Below are 26,078 nucleotides of genomic sequence, written 5' to 3'. Positions count from 1 at the left end.
CGATCATTAGCGCGTCTCCCGGGTATCCGCCGCGAAGAGGGACGCGTGACCTGCGGGGGTCGGGGTCCGGGCCGGCCACGTCGGGGGGGAGGAGGACGTGGCCGGAGTCGGGGCCGCGGAAAGGAGCGCGACCGGCGGGTCAGGCCGCCGGCGCGGTCACCTGGGCCGCCCGGGTGCGGGAGGCCAGGAAGCGCTCCGTGAGCACGCCGAACACCAGACCGAGCGTGGTCCAGATGACGGCCTGCACGCCGAGGGACGCGAGGCGGAACTCCCACAGGACCGTGGCGGGGAAGTTCGCGGAGACCTCGTCGACCTTCGGCAGGATCAGATAGGAGACGATGATGACGAGCAGGGATATCGCGCCGGCGGCCAGTGCGGCGTTCCAGTTGCCGAGCCGTGCGGCGAGGTGACGCCCCACCTGGACGGAGACGATCGCGACGGCGATCGCGATCGCGACCAGCGCGAAGTAGAGCCCGGTCCGGGTCGCGACGGTGTCGTGCGAACCCACAGCGGGCGGGTTGGCGGGATATTTCAGGAACGGCACCAGCGCGACGGCGACGAAGCCGCCGCCGGCCAGCAGTGCCGCCGTGGCGCGCGGGCCGAACGCGCCGAGCCGTCCGAAGGCGACGGCGAACGCCACGGCGAACAGGCCGCCGACGGCCACGCCGAACAGCCCGACCGCGACCGCGAGGCCGAAGGTCTGCTGGACGGTCCGCGAGATCAGCTCGGGCTCTTCGGCCATGCCCGCGGCGGCGGACTGCCGCGCCTCGAAGGCGATGGCCAGGTTGACCTGCGGCTCACCGATGATCCAGGCGAACACCAGGTCGAGCGCGGCCGCGACGAGCCCGGCCAGCATTCCGCGTACCAGCAAGGGGCCCATGGTCATGGTGTCTCCCCGTGCCGGTCAGTGGCAGGGGAATCCGAGAAGGTGCCGCCCGTCGTGGACGAACTCGTGGACGGACTGGCCGCCGAAGAGCGAGAACGCCCCCTGTTCGACGCCGACGAAGTAGAGGAAGAGGAGCGACAGGACGGCGGCCAGGACCGCCCACGGGATGATCGTCTGGATGGGAATGGTCAGGGGTAATGGCCGGGACGCGGGGACGGTTGTCTGTGCCACGGACGTCTCCTTCGAGGTCACAGTATGCACCGATTGATAGGACCGTGTGTCACGCGGAGTGACTCCCCCGAAACAGCGGGATCCCGTGGTGGCGCCGGTCGCGGGGACTAGATCGACACAGCGTCACGACTAGATTACTTATAATGTACATAGCGGGGTCGGCTAACTCAATGGGTGCTGATTCCGGCCGCGTAGCCGCGCGACGAAGTCGGCGTAGACGGGCGCGTCCAGCAGGTCGGCGACGCTCGGCGCGCGGCCGAGGCGCGCGCCGAGCCGGGCGATGAGGCGGACGCTGTCCAAAGAGCCCGCGCCGTCGGCGTAGAAGTGGCTGTCCGGCCCGGGGACACGCCCGGTGATCGCCTCCCACTCCGCCGCCACGATCGCGTCGAGGCCCGCGAGCTCCCCGAGCTCCGCCCTCGGCCGGGCCGGCGCACCGGACGCCCGGCCCGCGTCCGCCGTGTAACCGGGTCCCGCCAGCGCGCCGCGGTCCAGCTTGCCGTGGGACGTGAGCGGCAGCGCGTCGGCGAAGACGAACTCGTCGGGGAACATCCACGACGGAACGCGCGCGGACAGGTGCCTCAGCAGCGCGGCGCGGTCCACGCCCGGCGGCCCCGCCACGACGACGGCCCGCAGGCGGCCACCGCCGTCCGGCACGACGGCCGCCGCGTCACGGACGGCGGGATGGCCGCGCAGATGCGCCTCCACATCGCCCAGCTCGATCCGGCGCCCCCGCACCTTGACCTGCCCGTCGTCCCGCCCCAGCCAGAGAAGCGCGCCGTCCTCCCCGAACCGCGCCCGGTCGCCGGTGCGGTACGCCACCACCTCGCCGTCCTCCGCGCGCAGGAACCGCCCGGCCTCGTCCTCCGGCTCCAGATAGCCGAGCCCCAGGCAGGCGCCCCGCACGCGCAGCTCTCCCTCGACGCCGAGCGGCAGCACACGCCCCGCCTCGTCGGTGACCTCGCAGACGACGTTCGGGATCGGACGGCCGATCGGCACGGCGCCGGTGATGCCCGGATCGTCGATCACCATGTGCGTGATGTCGTCGGCGCACTCGGTCGGGCCGTAGGCGTTCACGATCGGCGGGCCGCCCGCGGCGAGCCAGCGGCGGCACACCTCGGCACCGGCCGCCTCACCGGTCACCATGAGGTGGTCCAGCGCGCCCCCCGGCCGCGGCCAGGGCGTCGCCCGGTGCCCGGCCGCGTCCAGCAGCGCCGCCAGATGGCTCGGCGTCGTCTCGTACAGGCGCACTCCCCGCTCCTCCAGCCGGGCGAACAGCCGCGCCGGGTCCAGCAGCAGGTCGTCCTCCAGTACGACGGCCCGCCCGCCGCGCAGCCACGGCACCGCGAACTGCCACAGGGAGACGTCGAACGACGCCGGAGCCGACTGGGCCACGACGCAGCCCTCGTCGAGGCCGAGCAGGTCCACCTTGCTCCACCAGTGGTTGGCCATCGCGGCAGGCCCAATCCGCACGCCCTTCGGGCTGCCGGTGGACCCCGAGGTGAACAGGATGTACGCGCACGCCGCCTGCGGTCGCGCGGGCACGGCCGCGGGCCCTTCCAGCCCTTCCAGGGCGAGCAGCCGCACGGACGCCGGCAACTCGGGCAGGACGGTGGCGTGGCGGGGGTCGGTGAAGACCACCTCGGCTCCGGCGCGCGCGGCCATGGCCGCCAGGCGCGCGGGCGGCGTCCCGTCCGGCAGCGGCAGGTAGGTGCCCCCCGCCCGCCAGACGGCGAGCACGCAGGCCCAGAAGCGCGCGGAGCGGGGCGCCGTCACCCCGACGACGGGGTGCGGCCCGGTCGCGTGCCGCAGGATGCCGGCGGCGTACTGCCGGCTCAGCGCCGCCAGTTCCGCGTAGGTGTAGGACTCGGCGGCGTCCTCCACGGCCACGGCGCGCGGGCGCGCCTCGGCGTGCCCGTCCACGGCGCGCGGCAGCGTCAGCTCGACGGGCCAGGCGCGGTCCGGTCCGCGGCCCGCCGCGGTGACGCGCGCCAGCTCCTCGGGGGGCAGCCGGTCGGCGTCCACCGGGGAGTCCACGTCGCGCGCCGCCGCGCGGGCGGCGTGCACCAGGCAGGACAGGAAGCGGCGCGCGTCCGCCGCGGTGACGGCCGGGGCGCGGTGCTCCACCGACACCCGGAGCCGGCGGCCGGTGGCGTCCAGGGAGCACTGCACCGTGAGGTCCATGTAGGTCTGGTCCAGCCCGCTGACGCTCCGGACGCGGAGCGCCCGGCCCGGGTCCCCCATCAGCTCGCGGTAGAGGTGGAACTCGGTGTAGTTGAAGACCGTCGAGGGCTCGAATCCGGGCGCCAGGGCCTTCACCGTCGCGTACGGGGTGCGCCGGTGACGCCAGGAGAGCTGTTCCGCCCGCACCATCTGGCCGGCCAGATCGCGCCACGTGGTGTCCCGGCCCACCTCGGCGACCACCGGCATGAAGTTCAGGAACAGCCCGCACATCGCCTCGCCGCCGGGAACCTCCGGACGCCCGTTGACCACCAGTGTGGACCCGGTGAGCGGGCGCCCGGTGAACAGCGCGACGGTGCGCATGTGGACGGCCCACATCAGCGTGCGCAGGGACACCCGCAAGGCGGAGGCCGCCGCGCGCAGCGCGCGCAGCTCGTCCTCGGCGAACACGTGGTCATCGCGGTGCCAGGCGCGGGGCGTCTCGGGGTCGTCGGGCGCCAGCGCCGGCCGCCAGGCGACGCCGGGACGCGTGACGACCCCGCGCCAGTGGGCCAGCGCCGATTCGTCCTCGGCCGCCGCGCGCTCCAGGCCGACGAACGTCTCGTAGGACGGGATCGCCGCGACCGGCTCGCGCGCGGTGCGCGGGGGAGGGGTACCCGCGCGTGCCGACCGGGCGCGTTCGTAGGAGTCCAGGATGTCGCGTCCCAGCACCGCGACGCTCCAGCCGTCCAGGAACGGCTCCACGATGGACAGGACGGCCCGGTCGCGCGCCAGCCGGTGCAGGTGGAAGCCGAACAACGGCGGGGAGTCCCACGGGAACGGCTCCCGGCGCACGCGTTCCAGCCAGCGGCCGAACGCCTCGTCCCCCGCGGCGGTGAGATCGTGCTCGACCAGGCGCGTGGTGACCTCGTCCACGACGACCTGCTCGGGACCGCCCTCGGCGGAGAGGTCGAACCCGGTGCGCACGGCCTCATGCCGCCCCGCCGCCTCGGCGATCGCCCCGCGCAGCAGCTCTGAGTCCACCTCACCGTCGAGCTCGTAACCGGTGACGTACGTCAGATAGTCGCCGCTCACATCCTGGTGGTAGACCAGCCCCATCTGCAGCCGAGCCAACGGGAACCGCCGCAGCACGCGATGACCGCGCCAGCGCTCCTGCCGCCAGGCCTCAGGCGGCGCGGTCTCGTGGGCGTCGCCGCGCGCGTCGAGCCGGGCCGCGAGCGCCCGTAGCGTCCGTGCTTCGAACAGGTCGGCCACCTCGGCCGCGACGCCTGCCTCGCGCAGCGTCCCCACCAGCCGTACCGCGTTGATGGAGTCGACGCCGAGGTGGAACAGATCGGTGTCCAAGGGGACCTCCGCCAGCCCCAGCAGCTCGCCCACCCGGGCGTGCACCAGGGCGTACACCGCCGCGCCGTCCCGAGCCCCGCGGTCGGCAGACCAGGCGAGCTCCCGCCCGGCCACGCCGTCCCGCCCGGCCACGCCGTCCCGCTCGGCCACGCCGTCCGGCTCAACGGGCCGGGGGAGGTTCCGCCCGGCAAGGCCGTCCGGCTTCGTCGGCCAGGGAAGGTCCCGGCCGGTCAGGTCGTCCAGCTTGGCGCGGGCGAGTTTTCCGCTCGCCTGGTACGGCAGGCGGTCCACCGCCGTGAACAGGGTCGGGACCATCGGGCGCGGCAGGCGGCCGGCGGCGTGGGCGCGCAGCTCGCCCGCCGAGACCTCGCCGCGGAGCACCAGGTACGCGTGCAGGCGGCGCGGCCCGGAGACCTGCGCCCGGTACAGCACGCCCGCCGCCGAGACGGCCGGATGCTCGGTGAGGACCGCGTCGATCTCCTCCAGTTCCACGCGCTGGCCGTTGATCTTCACCTGGTCGTCGAGGCGGCCGAGGAACCGCAGCACCTGGCCGGCGCGCCACCGGCCGAGGTCGCCGGTGCGGTACGAACGACGCCCCGTGCCCGGCTCGACGGCGAACCGGGCGCGTTCCCCGGCCGGCCCGCCGAGGTAGCCGAGGGCCACGCCCACCCCCTCGACGACGATCTCTCCGACGGCGCCGATCGGCACCTCGCGGCCGTCCGGACCGCGGACGCGCACCCGCATGCCGTCGATCGGGCGGCCGATGGGCACGAACGTCCGCCCGTCCCCGGGGTCGAACGTCCACGCGGTGACGTCGACGCACGCCTCGGTCGGCCCGTACAGGTTGTGCACCCGCGCGCCGAGGCGTGTCCACGCCAGGTGCGCCAGGGGCCTCGGCAACGGTTCACCGCTGGTGAACACCTCGCGCATGCTCGGCATCGGCGCGGCGGCGGCGTCGAGGAAGGCGGCCAGCATGGAGGGCACGAAATGGACGGCCGTCACCCCGTAGCGGGCGATGGTGTCCGACAGATAACCCGCGTCTCCGTGCCGTCCATGCCGGGCCGTGACGATGGTCGCGCCGTGGGCGGTGGGCCACAGCAGCTCCCACAGGCACACGTCGAAGCTGAGCGACGTCTTGGCCAGCACCACGTCCCCGGGGCCGACGGGGAACGCGCGCTGCATCCACGCCAGCCGGTTCGCCAGCGCCTCCCGGCCGACGGCGACGCCTTTGGGACGGCCCGTCGAGCCGGAGGTGTACATGACGTAGGCCGCCTCGGCGGCGCCGTCCTCCAGGGGAATGGTCCGTGGCCCGGGGCCGAGCGCGGTCACGCGCAGGGGCCGTCCCAGTGACGTGAAGGTCCCGCCGCCCGGGTCCTCCTCGACGAGCAGGCGCGCCCGACTGTCGGCCAGCATGTGCTCGGACCGCGCCGCCGGCAGGTCAGGGTCGAGCATCAGCAGGACGCCGCCCGCGATCAGCACGCCGTGCGCCACGGCGATCAGCGGCGCGCCGCGCGGCAGCCGCACGGCGATGGCCTGGCCCGGGCCGATCCCGGCTGCCGTCAGCCGCCCCGCGGCCTCCTCGACCGCCTCCGCCATCTGGGCGTAGGTCGCCGCGCTCGCGCCGCCGGGGTGGTCCTCCACGACGGCGACGGCATCGGGACGCCCGGCCGCCCACGCGAGCAGGTCACGCGGCGTCCACCCGTCCGGACGCACGGCGGACACCGTCGTCCCCCTGGCCGTGGCGACCATCCGGTCCGCAGGGAGGGGAGCCGGTGCGGCGGGCTGGTCCACGCGGAGGGTGGCTGGGGCGCCGATCGTGGTGATGGGTCGGTCTGTGGGGAGGGTGAACGCATCGCCGATCGTGGTGGTGGCGAGGTCGGCCAGCCATTCCAGTTCTTCGCGGCTTTCGCCGCCGGCGCGGCACTCGAAGGTCAGTGCCAGTTTGCCGTCGCACGCGGCGACGTAGACGTTCATGAGGAACTTGGCGGTGCCGTTGTGCAGCAGGTACGGCCGCCAGCGCAGGCCGGCGACCTCGGCCGGGGACGGCCGGTGGTGGGTGACCATGCCGGCGGGCTGGAGCAGGTTGACGGCGACGACCGAGTCGCCGGCCATCGCGGCGCCGAGGTCGGCGCCGGTCTCCCAGTCGGCGTGCGTGGCCGCGTCCCGCAGTTCGGCTCCCACGCGGGCCGCCAGCGAGCCGAGCGTGTCCCCCTTCGCCACCTCGATCCGCGTGGGCAGAGTTCTGACCCGATAGCCGACGTCGCCGTCCTCGGCCGGGGGACGGTGGCTGAACGGGGTCCCGACCGCCACCCGCGGTTCGCCGTTCCACCGCGCCAGCGCCGCCGCCAGCCCTCCCAGCGTCACGGCGAACATGCTGACGCCCAGGGCCGCCGCGCGCGGCGCCGCCACGTCCCGCACGTCCACGTCGCAGAACCGCCGCAGCAGCACGCCGGTGTCCGCCGTGGCCCGGGGGTCGGCGGGGCCGAGCGCCGGCACATCCCGGGCCAGGGCCAGGCGCGGCGTCCAGAACCGTCGGGCCTCCTCGGGGGTGACGAGCGGCCGGTACGGCAGGGGCGGCGGCTCCGCGTCCGGGGCCGTCCTGCCCTCCACCAGGTCCCGGTAGCCGCCGATGATCTGGCGGACGGCCAGCCGCACGCTGAGCCCGTCGCAGACGCAGTGGTGGAAGGTGAGCTGGAGGACCCCGCCCCCGGGCCCGAGGTCCCAGTACAGCGTCCGCAGCAGCGCCTGGCCGGGGAAGAACGGCCGCCGCGCCTCCTCGCGCACGGCTCCCGCGCCTTCCTCCCGGACCCAGGAGGCGGGATCGGCCGCCGTGACCCGGGGGGCGCGCCAGACGGGAGGGTCGGCGTCCCGCCAGTGGAGGCCGTCGTCGTCCGCGGCCGTACGCAACGACGGATGGCGCCGGACGAGCGCGGCGGCGGACGCGGCGAGCGCCGCCGTGTCGACCGGCCCCTCGATCTCCAGCGCCACGCAGATGTTGTAGGACGAGGAGAGCGGGTGCCGCCGCTGGTGACGCCACAGGGCCGCCTCCTCCGGAGTCAGCGGACGGGGGTCTGTTCCGGGGGGCATCGCGTGAGGGTCTGTTCCAAGGGGTGTCGCGTGGGGGGCCGTTCCGGGGGGCAGCGGGCGAGGGTCCCGTTCGGGGGGCATCGCGTGAGGGTTCCGGTCGGGGGTCATCGTGCGGGGCCGTCGCTGGTGGGGGACGGGGGCCGGGTGAGTGCGCGGGCGACGCGTTCGCCGAAGTCGTCGGCGTCGGCCGCTGTGCCGAGGTCCGCCAGGGTCATGCGCACGCCGCAGGTTCCGTAGACCGCGCCGATGAGGCGTAGCGCGGTGAGGGAGTCGCCGCCGCACTCGGTGAAGGTGCCGTGGCCGCCGGGCAGCAGACGCGACCACAGGTCGCGTACCACGTGGCGGGCCGTGCGCCCGGTGTCGTCGATGGATGACATCTCACTCCCTCGTCAGGTGGCGGCGGCTCCCGGGGCGTGCGGCCCGTGGCGGGAGGTCAGCAGGCGAAGGTCGGACTTGCCGTTGGGCAGCAGCGGCCAGTCCGCGACGACGGTGACGGCGACGGGCGCCATGTGCGCCGGCAGCCGTTCGCGCATCCGCGCCATGAGTGCGGCCGCCTCCGGGGGAGTGCTGCCGGGCGTGCCGGCGACGACGCACGTCACCCCGCGTTCGGTGACGCCGACCACGGCGGCGTGCCGCACCCCGGGGCAGGCCAGCAGATGGTGTTCCACCGTCTCGGGCGCCACGCGCATCCCCCGCACCTTGCGCATGCGATCGACGCGGCCCGTCCAGACCGTCGCGCCCTCCACGGTCACGGCCAGGTCGCCGGTCGCCCACCGGCGGGCGGCACACCCGCGGCCGGACCCGGACCCGTCCGCGAGGCCGGACCCGTCGAGGTGGCCGAGTGCGACGGCGCGGCCTGTGACGACGATCTGGCCCGTCCCCGGCGGATCCTCGGGGCGGGGGCGCAGGTACACCGCCGCGTGGCGCAGGGGCGCGCCGATCGGGACCAGGGTGTCGGCCGGCTCGGTCCCGTCGACCTCGTACGCGGCGACGATTCCCGTGGTCTCGGTGCAGCCGTACATGTTCCACACCCGGGCGGCGGGCAGCAGCGCCCGCGTCCGGTGGGCGAGATCGGTGTCGAGGGGTTCGCTGGCGAACAGCACGCCGCGCACCGTCGCCAGGGCGGTCCGCAGCTCGCCGGTGGGCATCGCGTCCGTCACGGCCCGCCAGTACGACGGCGTCAGGTCCAAGTGGGTCACCCCGGTGGCGCGGACCAGGTCCGTCACGCCCCAGGGCAGGCGCGCCTCCTCCTCGCCCGGCACGACGACCGTCGCGCCCCGGGCCAGCGGCAGCAGCAGCTCCCGGATCGAGGAGGAGAAGCCGAGCGGCGACACGCCGAGACAGCGGTCCGCGCCGCCCAGCCCGAGGCCGTCCGGCAGCGCCCGCGCGTACTCGGCGAGCCCCGCGTGGCCAAGCACCACCCCCTTGGGCGTGCCCGTGGACCCGGAGGTGAACATGACGTAGGCCGGTCCGCACGGCAAGGGGAGTGGTGGCGGTTCCACGTCGGCAGGTGCAAGCAGGTCGTGGGCGTCCAGGTCCGCGGCCACCTCCGGCGGGGGCACTCCCGGGGCCGGGTCGGTGATGACGGCGCGCAGCGGGGCCGTGGCGCGCATGCGGGCGAGCAGCGGGGCCGGGTACAGGGGGTCGAGGGGCAGGTAGACCGCGCCCGCGCGCATGATGCCGAGGGCGAGGGCGGGCGAGCGATCCGATCGCGCCGCGGCGAGTGCGACCACGTCGCCGGGCTTCACTCCATGGGAGGCCAGCCGGGCGGCGACCGCCCGCATCCCGCGCACCAGCTCGCCGTAGGTGGTCGTGCACCTGCCGTAGGTGGTCGTCTGCTCGGCGTAGGTGGTCGCGCGCTCGCCGACGACCGCGATCGCCGCGGGCGTGCGCGCGGCGGCCTCCTCGACCATCGCGGGAAGGGTGCGCGGGCCTCCCTGTCCATGGGCACGGCATCCGGCGCCGCACGGGTCGGGTGAGGAGAAAGGGCGCAATGCTGCCGCCTCCGCGCGGAGAGGCCCGGCCACGGGGGGCGCCGGGGACGGGAGCGCACGGCGATCACGGGGATCGGGCCGTGTCGTGCGTCGTCGCGTGCCTTTTCAGTCTCGGCGAACTCTCCGGGAAAAGCCATACCCATGCGCCTGGGGCGGAGGGGGAAAGGCTTGTCAAAACACGACAGGACGGCCTCTGACGCCGCTCTCCGGTCGCCTAGCTTCGGTGGGCGCACGCCAATGACCGGCCGCGTGGGGAGGGACGAGAAGAGGTCGGACCATGGGGACCGGGAAGACGGCTCGGCCGGACGAGCTCCGCGGGTTCGGCTGGCCGGTCTGGGGGTCTCTCACCGCCATCGCGGGAATGGTCGACGCGGTCAGCTTCACGGCGCTCAGCCAGGTCTTCACCAGCAACATGACGGGGAACCTGCTGATGATGGGCTTCGCGGCCGGCGGCGTCGCGCAGTTCTCCGTCGTGGCGACGCTCATCTCGCTGGCGAGCTTCTTCGCCGGCGCCGCGCTCGGCGGCCGACTGACCGCCGCGACGCCGGACCCGCGTCGCCGGCTCGTCCTTGGCCTGGTCGTGGAGACGGTCCTGCACGTGGCCGCCGCCCTCGCGGCGTTCTTCGTGCTGTCGCTGGCCACCCCGTCCGGGCGTTACCCGCTGATCGTCATCCTGGGCCTTGCCATGGGGATGCGCAACACCGTCATACGCCGCCTCAAGGTGCCGGACATCGTGACGACGGTGGTCACGGGAACGCTGACCAACGTGGCGGCGGACTCCATCATCGGCACCGGCACGCGGGTGCGGATGGGCCGCAGGGAGGGCCAGATCGTCGCGCTGGTGGTCGGCGCGGCGGTCGGCACCGTGATCCTGCTCAGGTTCGGGCTGCCCGTCGCGCTCACGGCGATCGCCGCCGTCAGCGTGCTGGTGACGCTCGGATACGTCGCCCGCAGCGGCGGGCCGGAGGGAGACGGCGGCCCGGGCTGAGCCCGGGCGGCGGTCACTCCTCGGTGAGGCGTGTCCGCACCTCCGCCATCTTCCGTCGCAGGTCCGCCTCGCTGAAGACGTTCCTGTCCATGAGCGTGTGCGCGACCGTGAGCGCCGAGCGCGTGCGGACCGGGAACCTGACGTAGATCGTCTCGCCGAGCCGGTCCTCCTCGTGCCTGCGCTCCAGGTTGTCGAGGGCGCCCGCCTTGGACAGGCATTCGCAGGTCACCTGCATCCGCGACTCCCACGGCTCCGGCTCGCCGTCCAGGCAGGCCAGGCTGGTGTCGGTGCGCTCGCCGATGTCGTCGAGCGTCTCCATGAGCACGCCGTACGTGCCGGTCCCGCCGCTCATCGCCACGCCGCCTTCGCCTGTACGTCCTCGTCCGAGGTGCGCCCGGCCTTCGGCAGCGCCACCCCGATCATGGTGTCGCGGGTGACGATCTGTTCGAGTTGCTCGTCGCTCCAGCCCTCCGTGCCCTCCGGGCGCATGGCCATCACCATGAACCGGGACTTCTGGTTGGAGTCGTGCACGCGGACCTCGACCTCCGGCGGCAGGTGCAGGCCGAACTCGGCGAGGACCTCGCGGGGCCGCCGGACCATGCGGCGCCGGTAGCTCGGGGTCCGGTACCAGTCGGGTGACATGCCGAGGACCGGCCGCGGATAACAGGAGCACAGCGTGCACACGATGACGTTGTGCACCTGGGGCGTGTTCTCCAGCACGTAGAAGAAGGTGTAGTCGCTGGGCGTCCCGGTACCCGTGGGCTTGAGCCAGTCGATGCCCACCTCCTTGCACGCCTCCGTGCCGTTCTCCAGCAGGCGGCGCTTGAACCCGGGGTCGTTCCACGCCTTGGCGACGAGCTTGGAGCCCCCGTGCGGGCCCACGCCGTCCGCCCATTCGGCGAAACGGCGGTGGTCCTCGGCCGAGAAGATCCCCTTCTCGATCGCGAGTTCCCGGACGGCGAGTTCGAGGATCTCGAACTCACTGACCTGCGAGGCCACCGGGAAGGTGGGGTGGCCGTCGTGGCCGTCGTGGCCGTCGTGGCCGTCGTGACGGTGGCTTCCGCTCATCACTTCTCCTTGCGCGCCGGCTCCAGCCAGCGCTCCGAGAACTCCGATTCCAAGGTGTCGCGCTCGAACCCGGTGTAGTCCGGCCACAGTTCCGTCTGCTTGAAGCGGACGACGTAGAAGGGTTCCTTCCTGCCGTCCTCGACACGGCCGAACGCCTCGTCCTCGGGGATCACCCATTCGGGGCGGTGCTCACTGACCACACCGACATGGCCACGCGTGTACTTCTGGGTGCGCGTGTGGAACAGCGAGGTCTGGTTGCGTACGCGCACCTCGTCGCCGACGTCGAACTTCGGCTTGGCCATCACTGCTTCCCCTTCTCGTACCGCTCCCGGATCTCGTCGATCTTGGCGCCGAGCTCGTCGACCGTGATGTATCCCTTGTCGACGAGCGACTTCGTCGCCACCGTGATCCAGCGGGCGTAGTACGGCAGCCCGAAGTACTGGGTCCCACCGAGATCGTTCTCGCGCCTGCGCCGCTCCTCGGAGTTCCAGGCGCCGCGCCAGCCCAGGCATTCACACGTGAGATAGGTGTTCATCTCCCACGGCTCCTCGCCCTTCTCCAGATAGGGCGCGGGAATGTCGACCTGGCCGCCGACGTCGTGCAGCACCCACCGCAGCGCGGCGTACGCCTCGTTCGAGATCGTGTACGGCGAATCCAATATCTCGCGCTCTTCCGGCGCCAGATCTTTGGCCTTCTTCTGAAGCTGGTCGTACGTAAGTCCCGGCATTGTTCTCCCCGTTCTGCGAGAACGTCGTCTGCCACCATACCCGGCGACACCGTCACGCCATGGCGCAGGCAGCGGAAAAGAGGGTCAAACAATATTGACCTGTGCGGGGAGAGCGTTATTGAACAAGGTTTTCCGATGGCTTGGAAAAGTCGTGCTCCAGCACGGGGAACACCTCGCGGACGATGATTGATCGGGAAGGTCCGGCCTGTGCTCAGGAGGCGGTCATGGTGTGGACGGAACCGCCGGTGCCGGGGGCGGCGCGGTGAGCGGGGCCGCCTCCCGGGCGGGCCGGTCGCTAGGATGCCTGGTCACCGTGTGCCGGGGCTGCTGCTGCGGCACCGCCAGGAAACACCCGGGCGTCGGCCACAAGGAACAGCCGAGGCGGCTGCGGCGGGGCCTGGTCCAGCCGGTACGTGTCCGCGTCGTCGACGAATGCCTGGGGCCGTGCGCCTACTCCAACGTCGTCACCGTCAGCCCGTCGCGGGAGGGGCGCGCCGCGGGCGGGCGTCCCGTGTGGCTGGGGTTCGTGCTGGACGAGCAGATCATCGACGACATCGTCGCCTGGGTGAACGCCGGAGGGCCCGGCCTCGCCGACCTGCCGGCCGTGCTGAGCCTCCACACGTTCACCCCGCCGCGCCGGGCGCACGGGAGCGCCGCCGCGCCCGAGGCCGCGCCCGGCGGATCGGCGCCGGCGCCCGGCCAGGCGTGAGCGTCCGGAACTCCCCGGATTATCGAAGGGCCGGACTGGAAAGAAAAGCGCTGTAGGAACGGGCGGCGAAGAGCATTTTCTTCGCCTCATGGAAACGGAACCACAATGGCGGAGTTCGAGAAAAGGCTGGCCTGTGTGATCGAGGCCGACGGGTCCGTCAACCGCGGATACTTGGTGGCCGGCTGCCGGTTCGACGGGACGAACGAATACGTCATCCGGTGGGAGGTCCCGCTCCAGGGCAAGGCCAAGACGAACTTCGCGGGCACCATCGGCAGCGCGCTGACCGAGCCCGTGGAGCCCGGCCTGATCACGGTGGGCCTGGACGAGGACCCGCACCAGATGGTCGTGCGCACCTACGCGCCGGACGGCACCCCGGCCCCCCGTTCGTTCCACATCGCCTGCTTCCGCGACCAGTGAGACCCTCTCCCCGGCCTATCCGAATCGACGAGGGCAGGTGTGCGAAGCAATGACCCTTCACACGGAGAATCCGCCGCACCGGACGGCCGTCGCCGTGCGGCTGGCGCTGACCGTCCTGCTCGCCGGCGGCCTCGGCGCCTTGGCCTTGGCCCCGCCGGACGCGTACGGCATGACGGCCGACCGGGTCGGCAGCGCGGCGAGCACCGGGGACGGCAGGAACGGCATCACCCATTCGCGCATCGGGAACGGCAGCTACAACAAGGTCTACGCCGGCCAGAACCCCACCACCATGCGCGGGGTGCAGCAGGTGTCCAACACGATCGTGAACGGCAACTCCCCGACCCAGGTGGCCAAGTGCACGAAGAGACGCGTCTGCGTCATACGTCAGAAGCTCTGGCACCGCTGGTAGTCGCCTATCGGGCGGACGGGGCGGGAGCCTGGCGGACGACGCCCTCGTGCGCCAGGCGGGCGGCGTCCTCGTCGCCGACGCCCAGTTCGGCGAGCAGGTCGAAGGTGTGCTGGCCGAGCAGCGGCGGGGGCACGGCGTCGTGCCGGGCGTCGCCCACGGTGAACCCGGTGCGGACCAGGTCGAGCGGCCCCGCCGTCGGGTGCTCGACCTGGAAGGTCGAGCCGGGCGCCGCCCTGAGCGCCTCCAGGACGCCCCGGATCTTGCCGGTCGGCACCCCGGCGGCGTCGAGCAGCGTGGTCCACTCCTCGGCCCCGCGCGTGGCGAAGACCGCCTCCAGCTCGGCGATCAGGGCCTCGCGGTGGCGGACGCGGCCCGCGTTGGTGCTGAAGCGCGGGTCGGCGGCCAGGTCGTCACGGCCGATCGCCCCGCACAGCGCGCGGAAGAGGCGGTCGTTGCCCGCGGCGACCACGAAGCGGCCGTCGGCGGCGTGGAAGGTCTGGTACGGCACGACCGCCGGGTGCGCGTTGCCGTAGGCGACCGCCTCCTCGCCGGAGATCAGCGCGCTCTGCGCGACGTTGACCAGCCCGGACAGGGCGGAGCCGAGGAGCGAGACCTCCACCCGCCCGCCGGGGCCTCCGCTCGCGCGCCGGTGCAGCGCTCCCAGGATCGCCACGGCCGCGTTCAGCCCGGCGAGCACGTCGGTGATCGCCACCCCCACCTTGCTCGGGGACTCGCCGGTGATGTGCATGTAGCCGCTCTCCGCCTGGATCGTGGCGTCGAAGCCGGGACGGTCCTCGCCGGGGAAGCCGCTGATCGAGCAGTACACGACGTCAGGGTTGCCGCCCCGCACCGTCTCGTAGCCGAGCCCCAGGCGCTCGGCGACGCCCGGCCGGAAGTTCTCGATCACCACGTCCGCCCCGGCGCACAACCGGCGGGCGATCTCCCCGCCCGAGGGGTGCTTCACGTCGAGCGCGATGCTCCTCTTGCCGCGGTTCAGCGCGAGATAGTAGGCGGCCTCGCCGCCCGCGTACGGCGGGCCCCACGCCCGGGTGTCGTCGCCGTGTCCGGGGTGCTCCACCTTGACCACGTCCGCGCCGAGCTCGGCGAGGATCATGGTGGCGTACGGCCCGGCCAGGACGCGCGAGAAGTCGGCGACCCTGATCCCGGCGAGCGGCCCCGGCGCCGGGGTCTGCGGCGCGGTCACGAGCCGAACCGCCGGACCGCGTCCACCGCGTCGAGCCAGCGGCGGTAGCCGTCCTCGGCCACCTCGCGCGGGGAGAAGACCTTGACGTCGCCGCGCGCCGCCGCGATCTCGGCGGGGCCGCTCCACACGCCGCCCGCCAGGCCCGCGAGGAAGGCCGCGCCGAGGCCGGTGGTCTCGGTGGTCTCCGGGCGCGCCACGGGCCGGCCCAGCAGGTCGGCCTGGATCTGGCAGAGCAGGTCGTTGGCCGAGGCCCCGCCGTCGACCGCCAGCCGGGAGACGGGGATGCCGGCCGGGCCGGCGACCGCCTCGACGACGTCGCGGATCTGGTAGGCGATGCCCTCGAGGACGGCGCGGGCGAGGTGGGCGGCGGTCGTGCCCCTGGTGATGCCGAGCAGGGCGCCCCGGGCCGCCGGGTCCCAGTGCGGGGAGCCGATGCCGGTGAGGGCGGGGACGAAGACCAGCCCTTCGGTGCCGGCCACCGAGGCGGCCAGCCGCTCGCTGCCCGCCGAGTCGTCGATCAGGCCGAGCCCGTCGCGCAGCCACTGCACCGCCGCCCCGGTGACGAAGACCGACCCTTCGAGGGCGTACTTCACCGGCTCGCCGCCCAGTTGCCACGCGACGGTGGACAGCAGCGCTTCGCCGCCGCCGGCGATCCGGTCGCCGGTGTTGACCAGCAGGAAGCTGCCGGTGCCGTAGGTGCACTTCATGTCGCCCGGGGCGAAGGCGGCGTGCCCGAACAGCGCGGCCTGCTGGTCTCCGGCGATGCCGCAGATCGGCACGTCCAGGCCGAGGAAGTGCTCGGGGGCCGTGCGGCCGACCGGCGCGCTCGACGGGACGATCTCCGGCAGCGCCGCCTCGGGCACGCCGAACAGCTCGGTCAGCTCCGCCGACCACCGCGCGGCGGCCAGGTCGAACAGCAGCGTCCGCGAGGCGTTCGACGGGTCGGTCGCGTGCAGCCGCCCGCCGGTGAGCCGGGCCAGCAGGTAGGAGTCGACGGTGCCGACCGCGACGCGGCCCGCCCGCACGCCGTCCCAGGTCCCGGGGTCGTTGGCGCGCAGCCAGGACAGCTTGGTGGCCGAGAAGTACGGGTCCAGCGGCAGGCCGGTCAGCGCGCGGATCCGGGGCTCGTGCTCCCGCAGCCGGTCGCACTCCCCGGCGGAACGGCGGTCCTGCCAGACGATCGCCCGGGTCGCCGGGCGCAGGGTCGCGCGGTCCCACAGCACGACGGTCTCGCGCTGGTTGGTCAGCCCGACACACGACACCGGGGTCGCGCCGGCCTGCTCCGCCGCGCCGAGCGCCGTGGAACAGGCGTCCAGCACGGCGGCCCAGATGTCGCCGGGGTCGTGCTCGACGCGGCCGGGCGCGGGGAAGTGCTGGGGGAACTCGCGGTGCCCCTTGGCGACCACCCGGCCCTGCTCGGAGACGACCAGCGCGGTGACGCCGGTGGTCCCGGCGTCGACGGCCAGCACGCTCATGCGGCACCGCTCCAGCGGCCGGCGAGGTCGGCCAGCAGCGGGGCCAGCTCGGCGTCGTCCGAGGTGTCCAGCGCCGCGCGGGTCACCTCGGCGGTCCGCGTGTAGCTCGCGGCCTGCTCGGCCGCCCAGCTCTCGTCGCGGCCGAGCGCCGCGGCCAGCAGGGCCGCCACGTGCGGCGCCGCGCCCGCGCCCCCGTCGGCCGTTTCGAGTCCGGCCCTGCTGCGGCGGCGCAGCACGTCGTCCACGGTCATCGCGGCCTCGTGCCGCGCGGCGTAGAGCACCTCGCCGGCCAGCAGCGAGGGCGCCCCCGGCACCGGGTCGAGCAGCGCGGGATCGCGGCGTCCCATGGCCAGCAGCAGCGGGTACTCCGCGCCGTAGCGGCGGGCCAGCCGTTCGACGGCCGCCACGGGCAGCCCCGCCGCGGCGGCGGCCGAGTCGCGCCGGGACCACGCCTGGTGGAAGCCGCTCGCGCCGGACAGCGGCAGGTGCTCGGTCGCGGAGGGCCTGACCGCGGGCAGCCCGGCGACGGCGGCGTCCACCGCGTCGCGGGCCATCACCCGGTAGGTGGTGAGCTTGCCGCCCGCCACGACCACGCAGCCCGGCGCGACCTCCCGCACCACGTGCTCCCTGCTGATCGCCTGCGTCCGCTCCCGGTCGGGCTGGTCGACCAGGGGGCGCAGCCCCGCGTAGACGCCGAGCACGTCGCCGGGCGTGAGCGGCTCGCGCAGCCACAGGTTGGCCTGGTCGAGCAGGTAGCGCACGTCCGCCCCCGTCGGCAGCACGGGCCCGGGGCCCTTGTCCCACGGCGTGTCCGTCGTGCCCAGCAGCACCACGTCGCCCGTGGGGATGATGAACAGCACCGAGCTCGGCGTGCGCGCGATCAGGGCGCTGTCCATCGGCAGCCGCTCGCGGGGCAGCACCAGGTGCACGCCCTTGGAGGCGCGCACGCGCACCGGGCCGGTGCCGAGCATCTTCTGGGTGAGCCCCGACCACGGGCCGGTGGCCAGCACCACCCGGCGGGCGCGGACGGTGAACCGCTCGCCGCTGAGGGTGTCGACGCAGGTGGCCACGGTATGTCCCGGGCGGGTCGCCAGCCCGGTGACGCGGACCCGGCTCAGCACGGTCGCGCCCTCGCGCGCCGCGGTACGGGCCAGGGCCAGCACCAGCCGGGCGTCGTCCACGTGCCCGTCGTCGTACGACAGCGCGCCGACCGCCGCGTCCGCGCGCAACTGCGGGGCCTGCTTGAGCAGGGCCTTGCGGGTGAGGTGGCGGTGGCGGCGGAAGCCGTGCCGGTCGCCGAGCCCGGCGAGGGCGTCGTAGAGGGTCAGCCCCGCGCCCACGTACCCGCGCTCCCACACGCGGTGGGTCAGCGGGTACAGGAACGACATGCGCCGGACCAGGTGTGGCGCCAGCTCCTGCAGCAGGCCGCGCTCGTGCAGCGCCTCGCGGACCAGGCCGAACTCCAGTTGCTCCAGGTAGCGCACGCCGCCGTGCAGCAGGCGGCTGGAGTTGCTCGACGTGCCGGAGGCCAGGTCGCCCCCTTCGAGCAGGGCGGTGGTCAGGCCGCGCGAGGCGGCGTCGAGCGCCGCGCCCGCGCCGGTCGCGCCGCCGCCGACCACCAGGACGTCGAGCAGGTCGCCGGTCAGCTCGGCCAGGTCGTCGTCGCGGCGCAGCGGGTCGAGGACGGAGCCCGCCCCGAAGGGCAGCCCCGCCGCGAACGGCTCGGGGCCCAGGGGGTCGTTCCAGGCCGTGCCCTGAACGGATGTCATCTGTCGCTCCCTCACCAGCGCCTGCACACTTCCTCGGCCCAGCCGAACAGGTCGTCGATCTCCACGACGGTGCCGTCGTCGGCGACCACCGTGCCCCGGTAGCGGCCGAAGGCCTGGTCCTCCCTGCTGTGCAGGTAGAGCCGGGTGACGTCGGCCGAGCGGACGTGCTCGGGGACGAACTCCAGGTCGACGCGCTCGCCGGTGATCCGCCACGGCGCCATCCAGTCGGAGGTGTCGTAGCGCCACACCAGCTCTTCACTGATCTTGTGCAGCCGCCCGTCGAGGAACAGGCCGTTCTCGACGCTGCCGGTGCCGTCGGTCCACTTGCCGCCGATCTGGACGCCGACCTCGCGCCCGCCGGAGCGCCCCGACGCCGCGCCCCAGTTCCACAGGACCTTGCCGGGCCAGCGCCCGCGGCCGTGGTCCAGAGTGGCGAGGGTGTCGTCGGCCGACAGGCGGATGCGGCGCCCGTTGACGGTCAGCGAGCCCTCCGCCGGCCGCCCGAGGTCCTTGACGGTGTACTGGAAGCGCCGCGACGACCAGGGCACGACCACCGCCAGGCTGTCGCGGCCCTCGATCCGGTGGACCAGCAGGTCGGCCTCGAACTCCGGCGACCTGAGCCGGAGCCGGGTGCCGTCGGCCGTCTCGTCCACGGCGATCTTGAGCGGGCCCTTGCCGATCCTGACGCTGCCCTCGCCGCTGCGATCGGAGAAGGAGGTGCCCCGGCTCGGCACGATGAGGCTGCGGCTGGAGACGTCCCTGCCCGTGGTCCTGTCGAGGTACCAGGCGGACTCGCTGGCCAGGTAGTCCAGGCTGGAGGCGCTGAAGGCGAAGACGTGCTCGGGGCTGGTCAGGCACCAGTATTCCCAGCGCATCGTGCGTCCCCAGCCGCGGATGTTCGCCCGGTGCAGGGGAGTGCGGCTCCAGCCGACCGCCGCCGGGTTGAGCCGCCCGTCGGGACGGCACAGGTCGACCCGGCTGGTGATCTCGCGCTCCACGACCCGGCGTGCGGCGTCCTTGGTCAGCGCGTTCTCCCTGCGCGCGGGCGCGCGGTCCCCCGTGCCGTTCGTCTGCTCCGTCATCGTCCCAGCCCCACGCTCACGTACTTGTACTCCACGAAGTCCTCCACGCCGTGGTGGCCGCCCTCGCGGCCGTACCCGCTGCCCTTGATCCCGCCGAACGGTCCCTGGGGCGGCGCGAGCGGGGCCCCGTTGACCGAGACGATGCCGAACTGCAGCTCCTCGCAGACCCGCACCGTCCGGGCCAGGTCGCGCGTCCACAGGTACGCGGCCAGGCCGTACGGCGTGGCGTTCGCCCTGGCCAGCACGCCCGCCACGTCCCCGTCCTGCACGCCGCCGGCGTTCTCCGCGTCCTTGGGGCCCGCGCCGAACGTCAGGACCGGCGCGACGGGGCCGAAGGTCTCCTCCCGGCACACGAGCATGGCGTCGGTGACGCCGGTCAGCACCATGGGCGGGACGAACCTGCCCGGCCCCTCCCGCCGGGTCGTCGCCAGGCGGGCCCCGTGCGCGAGGGCGTCCTCGACATGGCGGCCGACCTTGGCCACGGCGCGGTCGTCGATCAGCGGGCCCATCGTGACGCCGGGCTCGGCGCCGGCGCCCACGGTGACCGCCTCGGCGAGCTTGACCAGCTCGTCGACGAACTCCGCCGCGACGGACTCGTGCACGTAGACGCGGTTCGGCGACGTGCACGCCTGGCCGGCGTTCATGAACTTGCTCCTGGCCACGCCCGCCGCGGCGGCCGCCACGTCGGCGTCGGGGAAGACGAGCACGGGGGCGTGGCCGCCCAGCTCGACGCTGAGCCGCTTGACGTCGTCCGCGCTGCGCCGGATCAGCTCCCTGCCGACCGCCGTCGACCCGGTGAAGGACACCTTCCGCACCCGGGAGTCGGCCATGACCACTCCGGCGAACTCCTCGGGCCTGGTCGTGGTGACCAGGTTGAACACCCCCGGCGGGAAGCCCGCCTCGGTCAGGCACTCGGCGACCGCGATCGCCGACATGGGGGTCAGCTCGGACGGCTTGAGCACCACCGTGCAGCCCGCGGCCAGCGCCGGCCCCAGCTTCCTGGTGATCATCGAGACCGGGAAGTTCCACGGCGTGATGCCCGCCACGACGCCGACCGGCTCGGGCAGCAGCCACATGCGCGTGTCGGCGCCGGTCGACGGGATGGTCTCGCCGTACACGCGGCGGGTCTCCTCCGCGGCCCAGAGGAGGTGGTCGGCTCCCGCGACCACCTCGCCCGCGGCCTCGGCCAGCGGTTTGCCCTGCTCGGCCGTCATGACCGCGCCGATCTCCCGCGCGCGGGCGGCGAGCAGCGCGGCGGCCTGCCGCATGATCGCCGCCCGCTCGTGCGCAGGCATGGCCCGCCAGCCGGGCAGGGCCGCCGACGCGGCGTCGACGGCCTCGACGGTCAGCTCCGCGCCGCACTCGGCGACCTCGGCGATCGTCTCGCCGGTCGCGGGGTCGGTCACCGCGAAGCGTTCCGCCGTCTCCCGCCAGCGCCCTCCGACGAGGGCCCGTCCTGTCCTCATGCTTCACCGTCCATCGCTTGGATCAACGCGTTCATCGCCGCCATCTCGTGCGCGTGCTGCAGCTCGCTCGCGCGCGCGATGTCCCCCTCCGCCAGCGCGTCCCTGATCGCCACGTGCTCGGCGTGGGACTGCGGCAGCCGCCAGGGCACGAGCCGGAAACCGCGCTGCGCCGTCTCGGTCTTCGACCACAGGCCCACGAGCATCCGGTGCACGAGCCGGGACTGCTCGGTGTCGCATAACAACGAGTGGAAGCGCCGGTTGAGCGCGGCGAACGCGGCGACGTCGCCCGCGGCGATGGCCACGGTGGAGCCGGCCAGCACCTCGTCCACCGCCGCCAACCGGGGCCCGCTGAGCGGGGCCTGGTGCAGTTGCAGGGCCAGGGACGTCAGCGCGGCCCGTATGCCGTACAGCTCGCGCACGTTCTGCACGGTGAAGTCGGCGACGACCGCGCCGATGTGCGGGCGCTCGACCAGCCACTCCTCGGAGACCAGTTGCTTGATGGCCTCCCGCACCGGGGTGTCGCTGATGCCGACGGCCTGGGCGACCACCCTGGTGACGATCTTCGTCCCGGGAGGCGCCTGGCCCGACATGATCATTTGCTTGATGTGCTCCGCCGCCAGCTCCGCCTTGGTGCGGAACTGCTGGGCGCTGCCCTGCGCGGGGAACGTTTCTGTCATCGCTGCGGACACCCCTTCAGACCTGTTGGACGGTCAGCGGCTCGATCGCCGCGCGGTCCAGCTCTACACCCAGACCGGGGAGATCGGGAACAGCGACAAGCCCGGTGGAATCGGGGAGAAGGGGTTCGGCCAGCATGACGTGGAACGCCTCGGGGACGATCACCGGCGGGTCGTAGGGGTACTCCAGCCAGTCGCAGTTGGGCAGCGCGGCGCACAGCTGCAGGTTGCCCGCCACACCGAGCCCGGTGGCCCAGGCGTGCGGGATCACCCTGCGGTGCCTGGCCGCGGCCATGGCGCCGAAGTCGCGCAGCGCCGCGATGTCCTCGCTCTCGTTGGCGTCCGGCTGGTAGATGCTGAAGCAGTCGTCCTCCAGCATCCGCACGAGCTGGCCGATGCCCCGGTTGTGCTCGCCCCCCGCGATCGGGACCGGCGAGGCCGCGGTCAGCTCGCGCAGCGCGCGGTAGTCGTGGCGGGGGAGCGGCTCCTCCAGCCAGGCGACGCCGAGGGCGGCGAACTCCTTGGCGGTGGTCAGCGCCCGGTCGAAGTCCCACAGCACGCGGGTGCCGTCGGGGCGGTAGCGCCAGCGCGCCGCGGCCTGGTTGGCGTCCACCATGATGGCGACGTCCGGGCCGACGGCCTCGCGGACCGCCGCGACCTGGGCGACGTCCTCGGCGACCGTGTCGGCGTGCACGCGCAGTTTCAGGCCGGTGAACCCCTCGGAGACCACGCGCAGCGCGTCCTCGACCCGCTGGTCAGGGGAGCGGACCTCGCCGAAGCTGGCGTAGGCGCGGACCTTGCGCGAGTGCCCGCCCCACAACTGGTACAGCGGACGCCCGCACGCCTTGCCGACCGCGTCCCACACCGCGACGCCGACCACCCAGGGGCGGGGGAAGACGTACTCGGCGACGTAACGCAGGTGGTTGGCGATGTGCCCGGTGGCGAACAGGTCCATCCCCACCAGCCTCGGCCTGATCCACCCGCGGATGGTCTCCAGCAGCAGCGGCCCGGTGGAGTGCCCCATGTCGCCGCCCGCCACGCCGACCACGCCCTCGTCGGTCTCGACCTCGACGATCACAGCGGACATGCTGCGGTGGGCGCCCTCCGGAGCCCAGGAGGGGACGAACGGGCGGGGGTAGGGCAGCTCGATGAGGCGTGCCCGGACATCTCGGATTCTCATCCCTTGGTCGCTCCGTCCGCGAGGCCCTTGACGAGGTATTTCTGTACGGCGAGCGCGAAGATCACCACCGGCAGCACGGTCAGCACGCCGACCGCCGCCAGCGGGCCCCACAGGCCGCCGTGCTCGGTGTCGGCCGCGATGCCGGCGATGGCCACCGGGATCGTGACGGCCTTGTCGTTGGTGAGGATCAGCGCGAACAGCAGCTCCTCCCAGGCCAGGATGATGCAGTAGATCAACGTGGAGACCAGGCCGGGAAGGCTGCACGGCACGATGATCCGGAAGAACGCGCCGAACCGGTTGCAGCCGTCGATCATGGCCGCCTCCTCCAGCTCGGGCGGCAGGCTCCGGAAGAACGCGCGCATCAGCCACACCACGTACGGCACCAGGAACGTCACGTAGGCGAGGATCACGGTGATGTACTGGTCGGTCAGGCCGAGCCTGCGCGCCACCAGGAACATGGGGACGACCAGCGCGATCGGCGGCACCGCCCGGGAGGCCAGGATGAGCCCGGCGACGACGCCCGCGCCGCGCATCCGCATCCGGGACAGCGCGTACCCGGCCATCGCGCCCGCGACCATCGAGATGATCGCCGAGCCGGCCGCCACGATCACGGTGTTCAGCATGCGCGGCAGGATCCGCGCCTGGTTGAAGTAGCTGGTGTAGTTGTCCAGGGTGAGTTCGCTGAACCAGCGCGGCGGCACCGTGAAGATGTCGCGCGGCACCTTGAACGAGATGCTCACCATGTAGAGCACGGGGAAGAGGAAGACGAGAGTGGCCAGGATCGCGCCGCCGATCGCCGCGGCGCGGCCAAGGCGGCCGGTGCTCACCATCGGTTCTCCAGACGACGGGTGAGGCGGAACAGGAAATAGGTGATGATCATGGTGATCAGCAGGACGACGGTCGCCATCGAGGACGCCGAGCCGAACTCCAGGCCGCGGAAGCCCTTCTCGTAGATGTAGAGGTTGACGACGTCGGTCGCCTGCCCGGGGCCGCCCTTGGTCGCGGCCAGCGCGATGTCGAACATCTTGACCGCGCCCAGCCAGCGGACGACGAACGCCGCGGCGACCACGGGCACCAGCAGCGGAATCGTGACGTGCCGCAGGATCTGCCACCGGTTGGCGCCGTCGGAGCGGGCCGCCTCGTAGACGTCGGTGGGCAGCGCCAGGATGCCCGCCGAGGCGATCAGCACCACGAACGGCGTCCAGCGCCAGGTGTCGATGAGGATGAGGCTGACCATGGCGAGCGTGGGGTCGCCGATCCACTCGACCGGTCCCACCCCCACCAGGCCGAGGGCGTAGTTCACCACGCCCCAGAGCGGGTCGAGCAGCATCCGCCAGACGCCGCCCGCGACGACGGGCGCGACCACCATCGGGATGAGGAACAGCGCCCGCAGCAGCCCGCGCCCGCGCCACTCGACGTTGAGCAGGAAGGCCAGCGCGAAGCCGAGGATCATCTGCAGCGGCAGGGCGATCACCAGGTAGACCCCGGTCACCTTGAGCGACTGCAGGAAGCCGGGATCGGCCAGCACGGCCTGGTAGTTCCGCAGCCCGACCCAGCCGCCGGGCTGGAAGGTGGCCAGGTCGAAGTCGGACAGGCTCACCCAGACGGTGTAGATGATCGGGTAGAGCAGCATGCCCGCCAGCAGTACCAGCGCGGGACCCATGAAGATCCACGCCGTCCCGGGCTCGCCCAGCCGGATCCGGCGCGGGCGGGGGGAACCACCGGGCCCCCGGGCAGGGGCGGAGGACGCCCCCGCCCGGGGTGATCGGGTGCGGAGCGCACTCACTGCGCGTAGCCCTTGGACTTCAGCAGGGCGGAGATGTCGACGGCCGCCTGATGGATCGCGTCCTTGGACGTGGCCTGCCCGGACATCGCCCGGCTGGTCTGCAGGGCGAGGATCTGCTGCACCGCGTCCGACTCGGGCAGCCTCGGCCGCCACATCTGGCCCTGGGCGATCGCCGCGTAGCCGTCGGTGATGGCGGTGTAGACCGGCTTCAGCCAGGGAGCGGGCGGCGTGCCCTGCAGCGTGGAGTTACGCGCGGGGAAGGTGCCGAGGTTGGCGCCGACCCACTGCTCGCCCTCCTTGGAGGTCACCCACTGCAGGAACGTCCACGCGGCGGCCTGGTGGGCGGACTTCTTGGCGATGCCCGCCGACCAGATGCCGCGGTGCGCGCCGGGGCCGGCGCTGCCCGCGGGCAGCGTGGTGATGCCGACCTGGTCCTCCGACAGGGTGGTCGTCGTCTTGTCGATCGCGGTGCCCTTGTAGACGCTGCCCCACATGAACATCGTGGCGACCTTGCCCTGGCGGAACGCCTCCAGCGGCTCGTTGAACTGGTAGGTGCTCGCCCCGGGCGGCGCGTACTTCAGCAGGTCGACCTGCGTCTGCAGCGCCTTGACCCCGTTCTCGTCGTCGAAGCTCACCTTGAGCTTGTCGTCGAGCAGCTTGCCGCCGTTGGAGTTGAGCACGGTCTGCCAGATCGTCGGCGTCAGCGGGTCCTTGGTGAAGTAGGTGCCCACCGCCCACGCGTCCTTCTTGCCGTCGCCGTCGGTGTCCTGCACCAGCTTGGGCGCGTCGGCGAAGTACTGCTCCCAGGTCGTCTCCTTCGTGGGCTCGGCGACCTTGGCCTTCTTGTACAGCGCCCGGTTGTAGAACATCAGCAGCAGGTTGGAGCGGACCGGCACGCCGTACTGGTGGCCCTGCCACTCCCCGGCGGCCAGCGGCGACGGGTTGAAGTCGCCCCAGTCGTAGCCGGCGTCGGTGAACTTCGACAGGTCGGTCTTCAGGTCCACCAGGCCGCCGGTCTTGGCCAGTTGCGGGAACCACGGGTCGTCGCCGAGGACCACGTCGTAGGTGGCGGTCGGGCTGGTCAGCTCCAGCATCGATTTGGCGAGCTGGTCGTTGTACGGCACGCCGTCCACGGTGACCTTGATGTTCGGGTACTTCTTGCTGAACTCGGGGACCAGTTGGTCCTGCCACTGCTTGGCGAAGGCGTCGTTGGCGATGACTCTGATCGACACGGGCTTCTCGGCCGTGCCCAGGCCGCCACCGTCCGCGGGGGCCTCGGTGGCCGACGAGCCGCAGCCCGCCAGCGTCAGGCCGAACGCGGCGGCGACCGCGCCAAGCCGGAGGAATCGGCGCATGGCAGGTTCTCCTCTCAAGGGGGGTGAATCTCAGGGGTTGGTCGTGGGG

Annotated in this window: 23 protein-coding genes; 4 read left to right on the top strand and 19 right to left on the bottom strand. The window is 73.2% G+C overall.

Annotated elements, in window-relative coordinates:
* Window positions 1-139: 139 nt before the first annotated feature.
* The 5 genes from BJ982_RS05385 to BJ982_RS05365 form a co-directional block, all read right to left on the bottom strand.
* Window positions 140-886: a CbtA family protein gene (locus BJ982_RS05385; protein WP_184877137.1), complete on the bottom strand. Its 747-nt coding sequence runs from the start codon at window positions 884-886 to the stop codon at window positions 140-142.
* A gap of 18 nt (window positions 887-904) precedes the next feature.
* On the bottom strand, window positions 905-1,117 hold the full coding sequence (locus tag BJ982_RS05380) for a CbtB domain-containing protein (RefSeq protein ID WP_203959283.1): 213 nt from the start codon (window positions 1,115-1,117) through the stop codon (window positions 905-907).
* Between the two features lie 162 nt (window positions 1,118-1,279).
* Window positions 1,280-7,726, bottom strand: coding sequence for a non-ribosomal peptide synthetase (locus tag BJ982_RS05375; protein WP_184877132.1), 6,447 nt, complete (start codon window positions 7,724-7,726; stop codon window positions 1,280-1,282).
* 104 nt (window positions 7,727-7,830) lie between these two features.
* The gene (locus BJ982_RS05370; RefSeq protein WP_184877130.1) at window positions 7,831-8,103 is read right to left on the bottom strand and encodes an acyl carrier protein; all 273 of its coding nucleotides are present in this window, start codon (window positions 8,101-8,103) and stop codon (window positions 7,831-7,833) included.
* A gap of 12 nt (window positions 8,104-8,115) precedes the next feature.
* Entirely contained in the window at window positions 8,116-9,639 is a 1,524-nt protein-coding gene (locus BJ982_RS05365; protein WP_184877129.1) for an AMP-binding protein, read from the bottom strand.
* A gap of 358 nt (window positions 9,640-9,997) precedes the next feature.
* Between BJ982_RS05365 and BJ982_RS05360 the strand changes: the two genes are divergently transcribed.
* Window positions 9,998-10,708: a YoaK family protein gene (locus BJ982_RS05360; protein ID WP_184877127.1), complete on the top strand. Its 711-nt coding sequence runs from the start codon at window positions 9,998-10,000 to the stop codon at window positions 10,706-10,708.
* Between the two features lie 13 nt (window positions 10,709-10,721).
* On the opposite strand, the gene BJ982_RS05355 is transcribed toward BJ982_RS05360, so the two are convergent.
* From BJ982_RS05355 to BJ982_RS05340, 4 genes are read right to left on the bottom strand one after another with little or no spacing between them, the layout of a single operon-like run.
* Window positions 10,722-11,060, bottom strand: a complete 339-nt coding sequence (locus BJ982_RS05355) for a ScnB (protein WP_184877124.1) — start codon at window positions 11,058-11,060, stop codon at window positions 10,722-10,724.
* Entirely contained in the window at window positions 11,057-11,776 is a 720-nt protein-coding gene (gene scnC / locus BJ982_RS05350; RefSeq protein WP_239123285.1) for a thiocyanate hydrolase subunit gamma, read from the bottom strand. The genes BJ982_RS05355 and scnC overlap by 4 nt, the downstream gene beginning before the upstream one ends.
* On the bottom strand, window positions 11,776-12,078 hold the full coding sequence (locus tag BJ982_RS05345) for an SH3-like domain-containing protein (protein ID WP_184877122.1): 303 nt from the start codon (window positions 12,076-12,078) through the stop codon (window positions 11,776-11,778). Before BJ982_RS05345 ends, scnC begins: the two co-directional genes overlap by 1 nt.
* Entirely contained in the window at window positions 12,078-12,503 is a 426-nt protein-coding gene (locus BJ982_RS05340) for an SH3-like domain-containing protein (protein WP_184877120.1), read from the bottom strand. The genes BJ982_RS05345 and BJ982_RS05340 overlap by 1 nt, the downstream gene beginning before the upstream one ends.
* A gap of 229 nt (window positions 12,504-12,732) precedes the next feature.
* Here BJ982_RS05340 and BJ982_RS05335 point away from each other — a divergent pair, with 229 nt between their 5' ends.
* The 3 genes from BJ982_RS05335 (at window position 12,733) to BJ982_RS05325 (ending at window position 14,038) form a co-directional block, all read left to right on the top strand.
* Entirely contained in the window at window positions 12,733-13,212 is a 480-nt protein-coding gene (locus BJ982_RS05335) for a (2Fe-2S) ferredoxin domain-containing protein (RefSeq protein WP_203959282.1), read from the top strand.
* A 105-nt stretch (window positions 13,213-13,317) separates the two neighbouring features.
* Window positions 13,318-13,629, top strand: a complete 312-nt coding sequence (locus BJ982_RS05330) for a hypothetical protein (protein ID WP_184877118.1) — start codon at window positions 13,318-13,320, stop codon at window positions 13,627-13,629.
* Window positions 13,630-13,678: 49 nt separating this feature from the next.
* Window positions 13,679-14,038, top strand: coding sequence for a hypothetical protein (locus BJ982_RS05325; RefSeq protein WP_184877116.1), 360 nt, complete (start codon window positions 13,679-13,681; stop codon window positions 14,036-14,038).
* A 4-nt stretch (window positions 14,039-14,042) separates the two neighbouring features.
* Here the strand turns inward: BJ982_RS05325 and BJ982_RS05320 are convergent, their stop codons facing one another.
* The 10 genes from BJ982_RS05320 to BJ982_RS05275 all read right to left on the bottom strand — a co-directional run bounded on the left by BJ982_RS05320 (window position 14,043) and on the right by BJ982_RS05275 (window position 26,029).
* The gene (locus BJ982_RS05320) at window positions 14,043-15,242 is read right to left on the bottom strand and encodes a CaiB/BaiF CoA transferase family protein (RefSeq protein ID WP_184877113.1); all 1,200 of its coding nucleotides are present in this window, start codon (window positions 15,240-15,242) and stop codon (window positions 14,043-14,045) included.
* On the bottom strand, window positions 15,239-16,717 hold the full coding sequence (locus tag BJ982_RS05315; RefSeq protein WP_184877111.1) for an FGGY family carbohydrate kinase: 1,479 nt from the start codon (window positions 16,715-16,717) through the stop codon (window positions 15,239-15,241). The genes BJ982_RS05320 and BJ982_RS05315 overlap by 4 nt, the downstream gene beginning before the upstream one ends.
* On the bottom strand, window positions 16,714-18,486 hold the full coding sequence (locus BJ982_RS05310; RefSeq protein WP_184877109.1) for a glycerol-3-phosphate dehydrogenase/oxidase: 1,773 nt from the start codon (window positions 18,484-18,486) through the stop codon (window positions 16,714-16,716). The genes BJ982_RS05315 and BJ982_RS05310 overlap by 4 nt, the downstream gene beginning before the upstream one ends.
* Before the next feature lie 11 nt (window positions 18,487-18,497).
* Window positions 18,498-19,568, bottom strand: a complete 1,071-nt coding sequence (locus BJ982_RS05305; RefSeq protein WP_239123284.1) for a DUF2804 domain-containing protein — start codon at window positions 19,566-19,568, stop codon at window positions 18,498-18,500.
* Entirely contained in the window at window positions 19,565-21,034 is a 1,470-nt protein-coding gene (locus BJ982_RS05300) for an NAD-dependent succinate-semialdehyde dehydrogenase (protein WP_184877108.1), read from the bottom strand. The genes BJ982_RS05305 and BJ982_RS05300 overlap by 4 nt, the downstream gene beginning before the upstream one ends.
* On the bottom strand, window positions 21,031-21,711 hold the full coding sequence (locus BJ982_RS05295; RefSeq protein ID WP_184877106.1) for a GntR family transcriptional regulator: 681 nt from the start codon (window positions 21,709-21,711) through the stop codon (window positions 21,031-21,033). Before BJ982_RS05295 ends, BJ982_RS05300 begins: the two co-directional genes overlap by 4 nt.
* A 16-nt stretch (window positions 21,712-21,727) precedes the next feature.
* Window positions 21,728-22,888, bottom strand: coding sequence for a mandelate racemase/muconate lactonizing enzyme family protein (locus tag BJ982_RS05290; RefSeq protein WP_184877105.1), 1,161 nt, complete (start codon window positions 22,886-22,888; stop codon window positions 21,728-21,730).
* Window positions 22,885-23,718, bottom strand: coding sequence for a carbohydrate ABC transporter permease (locus BJ982_RS05285; protein WP_184877103.1), 834 nt, complete (start codon window positions 23,716-23,718; stop codon window positions 22,885-22,887). Before BJ982_RS05285 ends, BJ982_RS05290 begins: the two co-directional genes overlap by 4 nt.
* Window positions 23,712-24,551 carry a carbohydrate ABC transporter permease gene (locus BJ982_RS05280; protein ID WP_184877101.1) on the bottom strand — a complete coding sequence of 280 codons (840 nt, stop codon included), beginning with the start codon at window positions 24,549-24,551 and terminating at the stop codon, window positions 23,712-23,714. The genes BJ982_RS05285 and BJ982_RS05280 overlap by 7 nt, the downstream gene beginning before the upstream one ends.
* A gap of 119 nt (window positions 24,552-24,670) precedes the next feature.
* Window positions 24,671-26,029, bottom strand: coding sequence for an ABC transporter substrate-binding protein (locus BJ982_RS05275; protein ID WP_184877099.1), 1,359 nt, complete (start codon window positions 26,027-26,029; stop codon window positions 24,671-24,673).
* Window positions 26,030-26,078: the final 49 nt, after the last annotated feature.

It is taken from the genome of Sphaerisporangium siamense (assembly GCF_014205275.1).
Lineage (GTDB): Bacteria > Actinomycetota > Actinomycetes > Streptosporangiales > Streptosporangiaceae > Sphaerisporangium > Sphaerisporangium siamense.
Note: the sequence above shows the minus strand (reverse complement) of the source record. Positions and strands in the feature narration are given on the sequence as shown.

What these genes read in the sequence shown, in the direction of transcription:
- BJ982_RS05285 (WP_184877103.1), bottom strand. Translation starts at nt 23,718, where the DNA reads ATGGTGAGCACCGGCCGCCTTGGCCGCGCCGCGGCGATCGGCGGCGCG.
- BJ982_RS05330 (WP_184877118.1), top strand. Translation starts at nt 13,318, where the DNA reads ATGGCGGAGTTCGAGAAAAGGCTGGCCTGTGTGATCGAGGCCGACGGG.
- BJ982_RS05325 (WP_184877116.1), top strand. Translation starts at nt 13,679, where the DNA reads ATGACCCTTCACACGGAGAATCCGCCGCACCGGACGGCCGTCGCCGTG.
- BJ982_RS05295 (WP_184877106.1), bottom strand. Translation starts at nt 21,711, where the DNA reads ATGACAGAAACGTTCCCCGCGCAGGGCAGCGCCCAGCAGTTCCGCACC.
- BJ982_RS05280 (WP_184877101.1), bottom strand. Translation starts at nt 24,551, where the DNA reads ATGGGTCCCGCGCTGGTACTGCTGGCGGGCATGCTGCTCTACCCGATC.
- BJ982_RS05290 (WP_184877105.1), bottom strand. Translation starts at nt 22,888, where the DNA reads ATGAGAATCCGAGATGTCCGGGCACGCCTCATCGAGCTGCCCTACCCC.
- BJ982_RS05275 (WP_184877099.1), bottom strand. Translation starts at nt 26,029, where the DNA reads ATGCGCCGATTCCTCCGGCTTGGCGCGGTCGCCGCCGCGTTCGGCCTG.
- BJ982_RS05315 (WP_184877111.1), bottom strand. Translation starts at nt 16,717, where the DNA reads ATGAGCGTGCTGGCCGTCGACGCCGGGACCACCGGCGTCACCGCGCTG.
- scnC (WP_239123285.1), bottom strand. Translation starts at nt 11,776, where the DNA reads ATGAGCGGAAGCCACCGTCACGACGGCCACGACGGCCACGACGGCCAC.
- BJ982_RS05360 (WP_184877127.1), top strand. Translation starts at nt 9,998, where the DNA reads ATGGGGACCGGGAAGACGGCTCGGCCGGACGAGCTCCGCGGGTTCGGC.
- BJ982_RS05300 (WP_184877108.1), bottom strand. Translation starts at nt 21,034, where the DNA reads ATGAGGACAGGACGGGCCCTCGTCGGAGGGCGCTGGCGGGAGACGGCG.
- BJ982_RS05370 (WP_184877130.1), bottom strand. Translation starts at nt 8,103, where the DNA reads ATGTCATCCATCGACGACACCGGGCGCACGGCCCGCCACGTGGTACGC.
- BJ982_RS05345 (WP_184877122.1), bottom strand. Translation starts at nt 12,078, where the DNA reads ATGGCCAAGCCGAAGTTCGACGTCGGCGACGAGGTGCGCGTACGCAAC.
- BJ982_RS05355 (WP_184877124.1), bottom strand. Translation starts at nt 11,060, where the DNA reads ATGAGCGGCGGGACCGGCACGTACGGCGTGCTCATGGAGACGCTCGAC.
- BJ982_RS05385 (WP_184877137.1), bottom strand. Translation starts at nt 886, where the DNA reads ATGACCATGGGCCCCTTGCTGGTACGCGGAATGCTGGCCGGGCTCGTC.
- BJ982_RS05310 (WP_184877109.1), bottom strand. Translation starts at nt 18,486, where the DNA reads ATGACATCCGTTCAGGGCACGGCCTGGAACGACCCCCTGGGCCCCGAG.
- BJ982_RS05305 (WP_239123284.1), bottom strand. Translation starts at nt 19,568, where the DNA reads ATGACGGAGCAGACGAACGGCACGGGGGACCGCGCGCCCGCGCGCAGG.
- BJ982_RS05340 (WP_184877120.1), bottom strand. Translation starts at nt 12,503, where the DNA reads ATGCCGGGACTTACGTACGACCAGCTTCAGAAGAAGGCCAAAGATCTG.
- BJ982_RS05375 (WP_184877132.1), bottom strand. Translation starts at nt 7,726, where the DNA reads ATGCCCCCCGGAACAGACCCCCGTCCGCTGACTCCGGAGGAGGCGGCC.
- BJ982_RS05365 (WP_184877129.1), bottom strand. Translation starts at nt 9,639, where the DNA reads ATGGTCGAGGAGGCCGCCGCGCGCACGCCCGCGGCGATCGCGGTCGTC.